This is a genomic window from Blautia sp. MSJ-19 (assembly GCF_018918125.1).
Taxonomy (GTDB): Bacteria; Bacillota; Clostridia; order Lachnospirales; family Lachnospiraceae; genus Blautia_A.
In genome coordinates, this window is record NZ_JAHLQA010000046.1 from 57,391 (window position 1) to 70,477 (window position 13,087).

Annotated in this window: 12 protein-coding genes; 4 read left to right on the top strand and 8 right to left on the bottom strand. The window is 40.4% G+C overall.

Annotated elements, in window-relative coordinates; all coding sequences use genetic code 11:
- Window positions 1–128: 128 nt before the first annotated feature.
- The 3 genes from KQI91_RS15675 to KQI91_RS16360 all read right to left on the bottom strand — a co-directional run bounded on the left by KQI91_RS15675 (window position 129) and on the right by KQI91_RS16360 (window position 2,782).
- On the bottom strand, window positions 129–1,109 hold the full coding sequence (locus KQI91_RS15675; RefSeq protein ID WP_216393676.1) for a LacI family DNA-binding transcriptional regulator: 981 nt from the start codon (window positions 1,107–1,109) through the stop codon (window positions 129–131).
- The gene (locus KQI91_RS15680) at window positions 1,099–2,013 is read right to left on the bottom strand and encodes a hypothetical protein (RefSeq protein ID WP_216393677.1); all 915 of its coding nucleotides are present in this window, start codon (window positions 2,011–2,013) and stop codon (window positions 1,099–1,101) included. Before KQI91_RS15680 ends, KQI91_RS15675 begins: the two co-directional genes overlap by 11 nt.
- Window positions 2,014–2,098: 85 nt before the next feature.
- Window positions 2,099–2,782 carry a pyridoxamine 5'-phosphate oxidase family protein gene (locus KQI91_RS16360; RefSeq protein ID WP_330654612.1) on the bottom strand — a complete coding sequence of 228 codons (684 nt, stop codon included), beginning with the start codon at window positions 2,780–2,782 and terminating at the stop codon, window positions 2,099–2,101.
- Window positions 2,783–3,093: 311 nt separating this feature from the next.
- On the opposite strand from KQI91_RS16360, the gene KQI91_RS15690 reads away from it, so the two are divergent.
- Window positions 3,094–4,635 carry a putative DNA modification/repair radical SAM protein gene (locus KQI91_RS15690; protein WP_216393678.1) on the top strand — a complete coding sequence of 514 codons (1,542 nt, stop codon included), beginning with the start codon at window positions 3,094–3,096 and terminating at the stop codon, window positions 4,633–4,635.
- 57 nt (window positions 4,636–4,692) lie between these two features.
- Window positions 4,693–5,454: a TIGR03915 family putative DNA repair protein gene (locus tag KQI91_RS15695; protein WP_216393679.1), complete on the top strand. Its 762-nt coding sequence runs from the start codon at window positions 4,693–4,695 to the stop codon at window positions 5,452–5,454.
- A gap of 385 nt (window positions 5,455–5,839) precedes the next feature.
- On the opposite strand, the gene KQI91_RS15700 is transcribed toward KQI91_RS15695, so the two are convergent.
- Window positions 5,840–6,694, bottom strand: a complete 855-nt coding sequence (locus tag KQI91_RS15700) for an FKBP-type peptidyl-prolyl cis-trans isomerase (protein WP_216393680.1) — start codon at window positions 6,692–6,694, stop codon at window positions 5,840–5,842.
- A 217-nt stretch (window positions 6,695–6,911) separates the two neighbouring features.
- Between KQI91_RS15700 and KQI91_RS15705 the strand changes: the two genes are divergently transcribed.
- Window positions 6,912–7,694 (top strand): alpha/beta hydrolase, encoded by a 783-nt coding sequence (locus KQI91_RS15705; protein ID WP_216393681.1) that lies wholly within the window; start codon window positions 6,912–6,914, stop codon window positions 7,692–7,694.
- A 1-nt stretch (window position 7,695) separates the two neighbouring features.
- Here KQI91_RS15705 and pepT read toward each other — a convergent pair whose 3' ends face one another.
- The gene (gene pepT / locus KQI91_RS15710) at window positions 7,696–8,913 is read right to left on the bottom strand and encodes a peptidase T (protein ID WP_216393682.1); all 1,218 of its coding nucleotides are present in this window, start codon (window positions 8,911–8,913) and stop codon (window positions 7,696–7,698) included.
- A 393-nt stretch (window positions 8,914–9,306) separates the two neighbouring features.
- Here pepT and KQI91_RS15715 point away from each other — a divergent pair, with 393 nt between their 5' ends.
- A complete protein-coding gene (locus KQI91_RS15715; RefSeq protein ID WP_216393683.1) occupies window positions 9,307–9,822 on the top strand; it encodes a helix-turn-helix domain-containing protein in 516 nt (171 codons plus the stop codon).
- Between the two features lie 39 nt (window positions 9,823–9,861).
- Here the strand turns inward: KQI91_RS15715 and KQI91_RS15720 are convergent, their stop codons facing one another.
- From KQI91_RS15720 to KQI91_RS15730, 3 genes are all read right to left on the bottom strand, one after another.
- Window positions 9,862–10,278 carry a hypothetical protein gene (locus tag KQI91_RS15720; RefSeq protein WP_216393684.1) on the bottom strand — a complete coding sequence of 139 codons (417 nt, stop codon included), beginning with the start codon at window positions 10,276–10,278 and terminating at the stop codon, window positions 9,862–9,864.
- A gap of 23 nt (window positions 10,279–10,301) precedes the next feature.
- A complete protein-coding gene (locus KQI91_RS15725) occupies window positions 10,302–10,517 on the bottom strand; it encodes a hypothetical protein (RefSeq protein WP_216393685.1) in 216 nt (71 codons plus the stop codon).
- Window positions 10,518–10,930: 413 nt separating this feature from the next.
- Complete coding sequence (locus KQI91_RS15730; protein WP_216393686.1) at window positions 10,931–12,808, bottom strand: hypothetical protein; 1,878 nt, start codon at window positions 12,806–12,808, stop codon at window positions 10,931–10,933.
- Between the last annotated feature and the right edge of the window lie 279 nt (window positions 12,809–13,087).

Here is a 13,087-nt window from a genome sequence, read left to right on the forward strand (position 1 = left end):
ATTATTATGTTTATTTTGTGGAATCGTTCTCACATCTTGGTTACATTATAATACCTGTATTCTTTCTTTGTAAAGACGCAAGATGTAACAAATATCTTATGTTGATTTTGTATAATTTACACGAAAAACTAGCGATTTGACTCTCTTTCGACCAGTTCGCAGCTCATTTTGACTTCTTTGCAGACTCCTTTGTCCTGTTCAAGCAGATCCACGAGCATCGCCGCAGCTTCTCTTCCACTGGTCTTGTAATAAAAATGAACAGTTGTAAGTTTTGGCTCCACGATCTTTCCAAGTGCTCCGTCACCGATTCCCACTACCTGTACATCCTCCGGGATGCGAAGTCCGATCTCTTTAAGATAGGTCATCGCTCCGATTGCCATGGTATCGGTTGCACATACCAGGGAATCGATCGTCGGATCTTTTTCAAACAGTTCGCAGGCCTTTTCATAACCGGAATCCAGCGTAAAAGAGCCTTCTTTCAGATACTCCGGGGACAGTTCCAGTTTCTTTTTGCGGAGAGCAGCCTCAACTCCTTTTTTACGTTTCTGTCCAACTGCCTCATCACGTTCTGTCACACCGATATAGGCAAATTTCGTACCTTTTTCCAGAAGTTTTTCTGTTACCAGCACCGCAGCCCGGTAATCATCCTGATAAACACAGGGGTATCCTTCCAGATGCTGCCCCAGAAGTACGATCGGCACTTTGTAATCTTTCAGCATCTGTTTATGCTTCCGGGTAAACATTGTCGCTATAAAGATCACTCCATCTACCTGTCGTTCCCGGAATAATGACAGATATTTCAGTTCCTCTTCCAGATTATTGTTTGTATTGGCAAGAATCATCTGATATCCTCTTGCTGTCAGCACATCACTGATGCCGGCGACTTCCCGGCTGATCGTATCAGAATTGATCTTCGGAAGGATCACTCCAACCAGGCTGGTTTTCTTGGTACGAAGTGTCTGTGCCTGTGTAGACGGCTGATAGCCCGTCTCTTCAATTACTTTACGGATGATTTCTCTTTTTTCGTCGCTCACATAGCCATCATTCAGATATCTGGAAACTGTTGCGCGGGACACCCCCGCAAGTTTTGCAATTTCGTTAATGTTCATTTCGCTTTTCCTCTCGTTTCCAAACCGGATCCACTCCTGCCAACACCCATTTTCCAACAAGTATCAATATAATCAGCATAATAACCGGAAGCAGACATGTTGTTACTATCAGAATCGCAAATGCGTTAATCAGCTCACCAAGACATTTTTCCAACGTTTCCATAGAATTTGAAAAACTTGCAGTAATATTGTCAGCCAGATCTGTCGCTGTTGAGATAATCGTATCCAGAAGACCTTTATCATCATTCTCTTCATCTTTCGTTGCATCTGTGCTGTCTGCTGCTTCATTCTCTGCATCAGTAAGTTTTACGACACTGCTCACCGATTCCCGTATATTATCCACGCTTTCATCAATGGAAACCGCATGAGAATTTTCTATAATCGTCGCCAGTTTAACGCTGATTGGCGTTACTGTCCAGAAAACCACACCAAACAGGAACAGTCTCAGTGCAATTCTCCTGCAGATATATTTCCATCGGGTTTTTTTCACAAAAACTGCCAGTATCAGCAGGATACAGATGAATGGCACAACCCATCTGAATACCATATAGCCACTGGTTGTCAGAAGGATTTTTTCCAGAAAAAGCGCACTTAAGACCACAATAAAATATTTACACATATCAGCAATCTTATCTGCCACCGGCGTTCCGACATCATCCGGCATTGCTGTGATGGCAGTGGATGCTGCAGTTGCAGATGTCACCAGGGATTTTACCTGGTCTGTTTTCGCGTCCAGCGATGTAATCATCTTACTGTAAGTATCTGGTGAAGATACAATTCCGGCTATCTTTGTGCCAGATAATATGGCAATCACCAGCAGTACAACAACTGCTGCAATCTTCACTCCTATAACAGTCTTATCTCTGTCTGTTCTTTTTTCTCTTTTTTCCATAACTTTTTTCATCTTTCTGTCTGCTTTTCAGACATTTACATTCCTTTTCTGTCAGGTTATCTTTTATATATGCCATATCTTACTCAAAATATAGCTTTTAAAAATGCAGTACCTGTCGGGAATCTGCACCTTCTTTTTTGAATTCAGAGTTTACAAATTCTATTTTTTTCGGCGTGATCCTAATCAGATTCATCGGATGTGACATCTTTTTCAGTGCTTCCAGCGGAATCTTGCGGACAGCAGCAAGTTCTTTGTATTCCTCAGAAAACGGCTCCACAACAGCGGCAATTCCTGTCACCTGCATACCTTTTAATTTTCCAAAGCCCTCATATTTATCAAAAATAGAAAGACACACGTTTTTGTTTTTCTCCAGTGCATAGAATTTCTCTCCGCCCTCGGAGAAAATCCAGAATGCATTTTTGTGATACACATACTCGACCGGTGTACAGCGGACAAAGTCTCCTGCCGCTGTCGCCAGTGCACAGGTATTGTTTGCACGGATGTAGGATTCCATTGCCTGTTTCAGTGCGGTCGGCTCCATTTTTGCAGCCTGTGCATCTTTTTCTTTCCAGTAATTTGCAGCCTGTTCATATGCTTCATGAGGAATATCTGTGTTCTCTGAAATCTCCTCATATTCATCTTTGTCCAGACAAAGTGGGATTCCGGTCTTACTGTTTACATTGATTCCTCCATACCAGGTTCCGGTCACTTCAAGGATATCCCCCACCTGGTAGTCCATCGAATATTCATCATTTTTCTTGATTACTTTGATTTTTGCCATTTCCAGTCTGCCTCGCTTTCACTTATCACAATTTTATGGTCAAGCGGATATTCGCAATCCGCTTTGCTACTTACTTGATTTTGTTAAATAATTCTTTGAATTTTTTTATATATTCTGTATATTTATTACCTGAGAACAGTTATATATATTTCTCTCTTTATTATAATCTTCCTTTCGCTTACAATGCAACGGTATATTCTTCTCACAGTTATTTGTATTTCTTTCTGTTTTAATCTCAGAGATTTTTATTTTTCAGAACATTTGTTCTTAAAGGTCTTGATTTTTCGAACGCATGTTTGTATAATAGATGTATGATCACACAGATTACAAATGATGCCTATACAACACAGGAAAAACTGCAGATTCTCGCAGACGCAGCAAAATACGATGTCGCATGCACTTCAAGCGGTTCCAGCCGACGCGGAAAGAAAGGAGGACTCGGCAATGCAGAGGCATGCGGTATCTGCCACAGTTTTGCAGCCGATGGAAGATGCATTTCCCTTCTCAAGATCCTGATGACAAATCATTGCGCATATGACTGCAAATATTGCATAAACCGTTCCAGCAATGATGTAAAGCGAGCCACCTTTACCCCTCAGGAAATCTGCGAATTAACTGTTGAATTTTATAAAAGAAATTATATTGAGGGTCTTTTCCTGAGCTCCGGGGTCTTAAAAAATCCAACTTACACAATGGAAAAAATGTGCGAAACTCTGCTGCTTCTTCGCACCCGCTATCATTTTAACGGATATATTCATGTAAAGACAATCCCTGGGGCTTCAGATGAGCTGCTTGCCGCAGCCGGATATCTGGCTGACCGTATCAGTGTCAATCTGGAGCTACCGACAGAAGCAGCTCTGCGCTCACTCGCGCCCAATAAAACCATGCAGAATATCCTGAATCCTATGGGGAAAGTACAGAGTACCATTTCCTCTCACCGGATGGCAATCGGTAAATCAGCATACATGGAGCGAAGTCGCGGAAATCAGTTTTTAAGCCACAGTATTTTCTCTGATGATTCCAAAAAAATATTCAGGGAGAAGCTGAATACTCAGACCACTGATACCAGACTCAAAGACCATACAACAGATAAAAAAGACAATCTGAATTCCATCTCTCAGAAACAGTCGAAACTTCCAAGACACATCCTGACATGGGAAAATGCCTGTCAGCTGGCTCCCCTCGACATGTCAGATCTGAAACGAAGTTTTGCCCCCGCAGGGCAGAGTACCCAGATGATCATCGGAGCTACCGGCGAAAGTGACTATACGCTGTTGCAGACGACACAGGCTCTTTATCAGGGTTTTGACCTGAAACGAGTTTTTTACTCAGCATATATTCCGTTGAACGAGGACTCTGTTCTTCCACAGATCGGAACCCCTCCACCGCTTCTTCGTGAGCATCGCCTGTACCAGGCTGACTGGCTGCTTCGCTTTTATGGTTTTCAGGCAAATGAACTGTTGTCTGAATCCCAGCCAAACTTTAATGAATTACTGGATCCCAAATGCGACTGGGCTCTGCGCCATCTGGAACACTTCCCGATAGATGTCGAAACAGCATCTTATGCCACACTGCTCCGTGTTCCCGGAATCGGGCCCAAATCCGCCAGCCGTATCACCTATGCCAGGAGATATGGTCGCCTGAATTTCGAAAGTTTAAAAAAAATGGGAGTAGTTCTGAAACGGGCGCATTATTTTATCACCTGCGGCGGCCGGCAGATGTATCACACGCCTGTCGAACAGGAATACATTACCAGACAACTGGTTCATGTAGATACAAAAGATTTATGGAAAGTACAACATTCCACTGAAACCTATTCACAAATGACACTTGCAGATTTTGGTATTGGATAATCTTGCCAACACCGAAATCCCGCTCTCTTTATGTTGAAAACACCACAGGATAAAAACATGAAAATATATACTTGCCAGGACCGATTGACCGATATCATGACCTGTATCTATGATGCCTGGTCAGAAGCTCTGAAGATCGGTCATAACCAGATTCAGTTAAAAAAAGAGCCAATCTTCCAGCAAACCATGTTTGATGAATATATACATGTAGACGGAGATTCCTCCAAAGCCGAAAAAGTGATCCGCTCGATCCGCAGGAATATTTCTGAAACAGCCTACCTGGATGTTTACTATGCCTCATTGGCTGCTGATGAAAATGCTCTGCAGGCAATCTATGACTTTCTGCGGATCGGCTTCGCCATTGGAAATACCGTAACTGAACAATATACAAATCCATATGTAATGAAGCTTCTTGAGCTTCGACGCAGAGTGTCAAACGAAGAGCATCATTTTTGCGAATTTGCCCGTTTTCAGAGCTTAGATTCCCAGGTATATGTCAGTCACCTGGAACCTCAAAATGATGTGATCATGTTAGTTGGTCAACATTTTGCAGACCGTATGCCCTCCGAGCACTGGATGATCATTGATGACAATCGTCGGACCGCCTGTGTGCATGTAAAAGACAGTGAAAACTATCTGCGTTACCTGACGGCCCAGGAATTCGAAACCCTGCAAAAGACAGAATCATACGAAGATAAATATACCAGCATGTGGAAGACTTTCTTCCAGGCTATAAGCATCGAACAGCGAAAAAATTATGTCTGTCAGCGAAACCTTTTTCCTCTCTGGAAAAGAAAGCACGCAGTAGAGTTTTTGTAACCCTACCTTCACGAAGCATTTTTTACTTTATTTAAGCATGACGGCATAATTTCCCAATAAAAAAGGCCGAAACAATTCGTTCCGGTCTTCTTTCATATTATTTACTATTTGTTGCATATGGAAATTTCGCCTAACACTGCAAGTAAAACATGGAGATTTCCCTTTCCCAACCAGAACGGTTTTAGAATGTAAGAAGCGGCATACCGCATAGAATAAAACAGAAACGAATTACATCACTGTCCGAACAATGCCGTTGAACAATCACATAATTATCTTTATTCCATACTAGCATGCCACTTTGTATTCGTCTATCAAAAGCGTTCGAAACATACTGAAAGGAACTGCATTTTTTCGACATAAAATGCCAATATTCACGCAGACATGTTTATTTTACTTCTACAAGTTCGATCTTAAAGTTCAGCTCTTTGCCCGCCATCTCATGGTTTGCATCAAATGTAATAGTCTTCTCATCTTTGGCAGTTACTTTAACCGGGAAAGGCTGTCCATACTGATTGGAGAGGTATACCTGCTGACCAACTGTCAGATCCTCTGCTCCCGGAAGCTGTGCGATATCAAGTGTAAAGATCGCGTCCGGGTTCGGCTGTCCATAAGCTTCTTCCGGCATCAGATGGATTTCTCTGATCTCTCCGACTTTCATATCTGCAACTGCTGCATCAAAACCTTTGATCATCTGCCCTGCTCCGCAGACAAATTCAAGCGGCTGTCCACGATCATAAGAAGAATCAAACTGTGTTCCATCATTGAAAGTTCCTTTATAATGTGTACGACAAGTCTTGCCTACATTCGATCCTGAAAAAGCAGGTTTATGTGCACCACATCCACCACCGCAGCTGCTTCCGCAGGAGTGACCGTCTTCGTGATCTCCGCAGGAATGTCCCTCTTCATGGTGATGATGGTCACAGGTTGTTCCTGCTGAAACCAGTTCACCTTTGAGGTAAGCTTCTACCACCTCATCTGTATCTCCCTGTGCTCCGGAGCATAACTGAATACCAGCCTCTGCAAGCGCAGCCTGTGCACCGCCGCCGATACCGCCACAGATCAGCACATCAATTCCCTGTTCAGCCAGAAGTCCTGCCAGTGCACCATGTCCTGTTCCATTGGACCCGATCACTTCACTGGATACGATCTTGTCATCCTCTACTTCATAAACTTTGAAATTCTCTGTTTTGCCAAAATGCTGGAAAACATTTCCGTTATCATAAGTTACTGCAATTTTCATGTAAAAGCCCTCCAATTCATACTATATCTGTCTGATTAGTATAGCTTGTTGAGAAAATAAAAGCAAGGGCATAGTTTCCACTTCCATGACTCCGGCAAACAATGGCAGTTTTTTTAATTTCTCTTGCCCGTTTTAATAAAACATGCAATAATTATTCTGTTTTTATAGCTATGACTGTTTTATACCAAATTTACAACATAAAAAGGAACGAATCTATATGAAAACATACGAAGAATTACTTTCAGATATTGAAGATGATATGGAGTTGATGGGGGCTTTACATATTGTTTATGCCATGGAAGAAGACGGTGTTCTCACCGGTTATGATTATCTCCCGGAGGAACCTTATACAATTTCTACCACTTTAAAAGACCTTCAGGAAAAAATTCATCAGCAGATGCTCTATGCCAAAGCATCTGAATATACCTCTGATTCCGACAAAAGTGCCTCAAAACTGGCAGTGATCTTTCCAGGAATCGGATATACTGCTGACAAGCCCCTTTTGTACTATTCAAGTCGCCTTGCCAGACATTATGGTTATGAGATTCAGGTCGTCTCTTACGGTACTCTTCCCGAGAATGTCAAGGGAGATTCTGAAAAGATGAAACAGGCTTTTGACCTTGCTTACGAGCAGACCGAACAGGTCTTGCAGGATATTGACTGGGATTCCCACGGCAGCGTTCTCTTTATCTCCAAGAGTATTGGTACAGTCATCGCTTCCGCTTATGCTTCCAGACATAATATAAAGGGAAAAAGCATCCTGTTCACACCTCTAACCGATACTTTTTCCTTTGTTCTTCCTGGAAGTATTGCCTTTCATGGTACTGCAGATCCATGGGCTGAGACAGATGCTATCCGCATGCTGGCAGAGCAAAAAGAAGTTCCTCTTTTCCTTACACCAGATGCTAATCACTCTCTGGAATCCGGTGATGTACAGACAGATCTCTCAATTATAAAAGCTACCATGGAGCATGTTAATCGCTTTATTGCAACACCGTAAATTATTTTGTGTATTCCTGAATCAACGCCAGAAGGATTTCTACACTTTTTTCCATTCCTTCCACGCTGATATGCTCATACGGTCCGTGAAAAGCATGTCCGCCCGTTCCAAGATTCGGGCACGGCAGCCCTTTAAAACTCAACTGGCATCCATCTGTCCCTCCACGAATCGGCAGGATCAGGGGTGCCACACCTGCTGCCTCACATGCTTTTTTCGCATGATCGATCAGATGCATATGTTTTTCTACGATTTCTTTCATATTGCGATACTGATCGGTAATTTTAAGTGTTACCGTACCTTCACCCCATTTTGCATTCAAATTTTTCTCAATCAGACGCAATGTCTTTTTTCTTTCCTCGAAACCATTTTTATCATGATCTCTGACAATATAGTTCAGTTTTGCTTCTCCGACTTCTCCCTGCATACTGATCAGATGATAAAATCCTTCATAATCTTCTGTTCCCCGTGGTGTCTCCATAGATGGCAGACAGTTATTGATCTCCATCGCAACCAGACTGGCATTGATCATCGTGTCTTTTCCTTCACCCGGATGCACATTAAATCCTCTGATTTCAAATTCGGCCTTGCAGGCATTAAAATTCTCATACTGGATCTCGCCCTCCGAATCTCCATCTAGCGTATAAGCATATACTGCTCCAAACTGTTCCAGATTGAAATGCTCTGCGCCCATTCCAATCTCTTCATCCGGAGTAAAAGCTACACAGATCGTTCCATGTGACAGATTTTCTGCCTGAATTGTTTCGATCATGGTCAGAATCTCCGCAATTCCTGCTTTATCATCGGCCCCCAGGATCGTTGTTCCATCCGAAGTGATCAATGTACGTCCTTTCAATCCCGCCAGATGTGGAAATTCCTTTGGACTCAATATCAGACCGCTCGTTCCAAGTGCAAGCTCTCCACCGTCATATTTTTCTGTAATCACCGGTCTGATATCATGATCACAAAAATCCGAGACTGTATCCATATGCGCGATAAATCCAAGTGCCGGAACCTCTTCTTTCCCCTTTGTCGCCGGAAGTTTCCCATACAAATAGCACTGGTCATCAAGAACCACCTCTGTCAATCCCAGTTCTTTCATTTCTGCCTCCAGCTTTCTTGCCAGATCAAACTGACACCCAGAAGACGGAACTGTCCCGCTCTCTTCATCACTCGGTGTACGTACCGTTACATAATTGATCAGTCTTTCCCATGCTTTCATAATGTTTGCTCCTTTGTTATCCATTTATTTCTCTGTCTGATGTATATCTCTGGATTCTAAAAGCTTCTCAGACGTAACAGTTTTTCCTAGTTCATTTCTCGAATAAATTTCAAGTCTTCTGAAAAATTATAGTTCATAGCAATCACCTTAGACTTATTTATATCACATTACTTAAACAAGTTCAATCAAAGCTTACTTAAACAAGTTCACAATAAAATCGGCATAATTTTTGACGTTTCAACCTGCATTTTTCGCAAATTCTATTATCACTTGTTGTTTCTTGATTCTTTAAGTATAATGAATAATGAACTTCATAAAGTAAATACACGTACAGCATGCGGACTTACCGCCCGATAATCCTCATGTTTTACGATATATGAGGAGGTTATTCTCATGGGTAAACAATCCACAAGAGAAAATAAGACAATTTATCAAATCTGTCGGGAGGAAGCCGGCCTTACCAGATCAGAAGCAAGTGAAAAAATGATTGCTGTTTCTGATTCAAAAATAGAGAAATTCGAGTACGAAACGCAGGAACCTACACCTTACGATATCATCCAAATGGCTGATGCCTACAAGCGACCGGATCTTTGCAATTATTACTGTTCCCATAAATGTGAGATCGGGCAGCGCTATGTTCCAGAAGTCGAAGTATCCGACCTGTCAAATATTATCCTGGAAACCATTGCCAGCCTGAACGAAATCAATCCACTCACTACACGTCTGATCCAGATTGCCCGTGACGGCAAAATCAGCGATGACGAGATAAAAGATTTTGCCATTATCAGCCAAAAGCTGGACGAAATTTCTCTTGCAATTGATTCACTGAATCTCTGGGTTGATAAGACCGCAAGCGACCAGCAACTAAACATCGAATTATTAAATGCAGAAAAAGAAAAGCTCAAATAACAATTAAGGCAGTGAACCTGTTTGATTCACTGCCTTCTCTTACATACACTGTAGCTGATTAACTATGTATTCTGTCCTCCGTATTGCCTCTTCTACCTGATACTTTGCATTATTGATTCGATCCTGGACCATCCAGTCCACAAAAAAGCCATCAAAGAAATAATCTGCAAATGACAGGAAATCACCGGTATCTATATTCAAATTGCAAGTCATATTTACATCGTTCAATTCCTTGCTGAAATTACGTAATGCAAATTTGGCCTGCTCCATATTTTGTCTGGCCTGTTCCATCTTGGAATGCTTCACCATCGTTGTGAAAAAACCACCGCCAAACATATCTGCCAATCCCCAGTTCTTTGCACTATTCAGATTTTCTCTTGCTTTACGAAGACTACTTAAAGCCCGTTGTCCTGCCTCAACCGCTTCTCTTTTTTCTTTTTCTATATCATATTCCATAATTTATTTCCTCTGCTATTCCTTTATGCTCTAGATGTTGCAAGTACGATAATCCCACCGATAATTAATAATGGCAATGCAAGATGAATCAATCCAACAACTACCATTCCAATCAAAATCACCGGAAAGAACACTACCGTGCCAAGCAGTTTTATGATTCCCCACGAAGCTTTCATTCCAAATACAAATAGTTTTCCGATAAACCAAATCATGCATACAATAAATAATAACGATAACATTGTCTACTCCTTCTGACTTTTCTTCTGATAAAGTCTTTTCATTCTCTTTAATGTTTTTTCTTTTCAAATTCAGATGTATTCTTCACTCCGATTTTATTACTGAATTCTGGATTTTTTTCTATTTTTTCTATCAGTTGAATCAATCGGATTCTCTGCGCTGGCTCCATTTTATCACCCTGTCTTCATTATACGTTTCTGCTGATGAAGCCAGTATAACGGATTCAGTTTTCGAAATATACCTCCGACATAAAGAATTAAAGGAGTGCAATTCTCAATTTTTGAGAATTACATAAAAAGCCCAGAAAGAACTGTTCCTTTCTGAGCTTTCCGGAAAAACAAATACGCAATGAGTTTTTTTCTAAGCCAAAAGAGGATTACGTATCCTCCCGCCTGTTTCAATTGAGCAAATTCCGTTATTCGATTTTAAGCAGCTCCGATTTTTTTTGATATTCATAGATCCTATCAAAAATTTCAATGATATTGATATCTCGTGTCCTGTCTACTTTTCTTTCTGTATTATTTGCCCCCATATGTGCCGATAACCAAAATGTCAAAAAGATTTCGTTTTCACTCATGTTATCTTTAATCTTGCTTTTTGAATGTCCTGCAACATTCAAAATTTGATGTGGTTTTCGTTCTTCAATGTCTCTAGGAAAATCTTTTACCCAACTCGGAAACTCTCCACAATTTAAATTCTTATCGAAAGCTGTGTTACACACTCTTTCATATAACAGCCGATATTCCTTATCCAGTTCCTCTAAACTTAACTGATTATATACCTGCTTATTTTCTCCCAGAAGTTTAAGTAGCCTTGCCTCCAGATGCAAGTAATCTGTAAATGATTCAATATCCAACTTATCCAAATCAATCATATATCTTATTGATACAAGATATACGAATACACAAAAATGAATACTTACATTTTTCAGCAAATTATGCCCATTCCAGTTTCGCGCCAGTTTTAAAACTGAAAAATAGGCATATCGTATATATGAATCACTATTTCCATCAATTGTTCTTTCCCGGCTCAAATTGGTCGTATCCCAGTTTCTTACAATTGTGGTTACTACATTTCCAATATAAGTATTCCTGTTTTCAACAGTATTCTTTCTTGGATCATTGTTTACCGCTCCAATTATTTGTACCAGATATTCTCCTACTGCATCTCTTTCCATCCCATTCGTTAAAATATTCGTATTACCTTTAAAAATCCAGTCTAAGAGCTTATGACACATGTCCATCATGCAATCTCTAAGGTACACAATATCCGATTCCAGATATTCTTTTGTTTTTCTCTCTTCTGACAAAAAGGCAACCATCATTTCCAATGATTTTTCTGATCCAAACATTTTTCTCTCTGCCTCCATCGGTAATAATGGTCTTCTTTTAAGAATTTCTTTTTTCATATATGGCACTATATGCTTCTTTCTTGCCATGGTTCGTGCCCTCGAATCTGCAGCAAATTTGTTAGAATAATCCACATGATCTACCAGTAAAATGGTCGGAAGTAAATTGATATAATCTACTCTCCTCGAGATTGTAATCACTTCATTCGGATCACCAACGTCGCTTTGATCAGTCTGACACCTATGAAGTAATATTTCTAAAAGATTTTCGCCAATAAAACCTAATTCAATGCTGGTATTTTTGCGTAGATTCCCAATATACGATTTGTCATCCGGTCCATCAGGTTTGCTGGCATTAAAACGATCAAACAATTTAGGTAAGTCCCAGGCCAACACATACATATATGGAATCTCTATATGATGAGCCATTGTAAATTTTGTAAACGTTTCCGTAGATGGTATATTGGCGGAAATGATACATTTCATCTTGTCTCGGATACGTTCTTCTCTTCTAAACCTCGTATTCCACTCATTTTCCTCATCACACGGATTCCACTCTGTATCTTTCTTTTCGATATACTTAATACCACTCAACAAACATATAACCATATGATTCAAGTACTTAAAAAACATATCCCGATCCGCATCTGGAATATTTTCTCCATATGCAACTTTTTTATTTTCACCGGTATATGCTTTTGAAATTTCTTTATGTATTTCCATTACTCTTTCAGGGTACTTCTCAGCACTAATATTATCATCTTCAACATCTAACAACATCTGAAGTTCTCGATTAACACACATCGTAAGAAGAATCACGATATGATTGAAAACATCTTCCTCCAATATTGAAGACTGCTGGCAATAATAATCTCTTATTTTTATCTGTTCGTTACAATCCACTAAATATTCCGCATAATTCATGACTGTTCTTGCATTGCTCATGTCCTGTCCTCCAATCTGTAATCTCTGTCAAAATCTCTTACTTACATATACCAAGATTACTTATGTTTCATATATCAAGTGGTCTTTTCTCCTGTCCAACCCAAGTGTCAAGAATCCCTGAAATATCAAATATTTCTACATTTCGCCTGTACATATTAAAGTAACCGCCAAATAATCCTACGGTCAGATATAAAATCACTCCAACTTTTTGAGAGTTGGAGTAATTCACTACAAGTTACTTGTGATCTTTGATAAATTGGAGTTTTTCACTCCAGGGAG

What these genes read in the sequence shown, in the direction of transcription:
- KQI91_RS15700 (WP_216393680.1), bottom strand. Translation starts at nt 6,694, where the DNA reads ATGAAAATTGCAGTAACTTATGATAACGGAAATGTTTTCCAGCATTTT.
- pepT (WP_216393682.1), bottom strand. Translation starts at nt 8,913, where the DNA reads ATGAAAGCATGGGAAAGACTGATCAATTATGTAACGGTACGTACACCG.
- KQI91_RS16360 (WP_330654612.1), bottom strand. Translation starts at nt 2,782, where the DNA reads ATGGCAAAAATCAAAGTAATCAAGAAAAATGATGAATATTCGATGGAC.
- KQI91_RS15695 (WP_216393679.1), top strand. Translation starts at nt 4,693, where the DNA reads ATGAAAATATATACTTGCCAGGACCGATTGACCGATATCATGACCTGT.
- KQI91_RS15690 (WP_216393678.1), top strand. Translation starts at nt 3,094, where the DNA reads ATGATCACACAGATTACAAATGATGCCTATACAACACAGGAAAAACTG.
- KQI91_RS15705 (WP_216393681.1), top strand. Translation starts at nt 6,912, where the DNA reads ATGAAAACATACGAAGAATTACTTTCAGATATTGAAGATGATATGGAG.
- KQI91_RS15680 (WP_216393677.1), bottom strand. Translation starts at nt 2,013, where the DNA reads ATGAAAAAAGTTATGGAAAAAAGAGAAAAAAGAACAGACAGAGATAAG.
- KQI91_RS15715 (WP_216393683.1), top strand. Translation starts at nt 9,307, where the DNA reads ATGGGTAAACAATCCACAAGAGAAAATAAGACAATTTATCAAATCTGT.
- KQI91_RS15720 (WP_216393684.1), bottom strand. Translation starts at nt 10,278, where the DNA reads ATGGAATATGATATAGAAAAAGAAAAAAGAGAAGCGGTTGAGGCAGGA.
- KQI91_RS15675 (WP_216393676.1), bottom strand. Translation starts at nt 1,109, where the DNA reads ATGAACATTAACGAAATTGCAAAACTTGCGGGGGTGTCCCGCGCAACA.
- KQI91_RS15730 (WP_216393686.1), bottom strand. Translation starts at nt 12,808, where the DNA reads ATGAGCAATGCAAGAACAGTCATGAATTATGCGGAATATTTAGTGGAT.
- KQI91_RS15725 (WP_216393685.1), bottom strand. Translation starts at nt 10,517, where the DNA reads ATGTTATCGTTATTATTTATTGTATGCATGATTTGGTTTATCGGAAAA.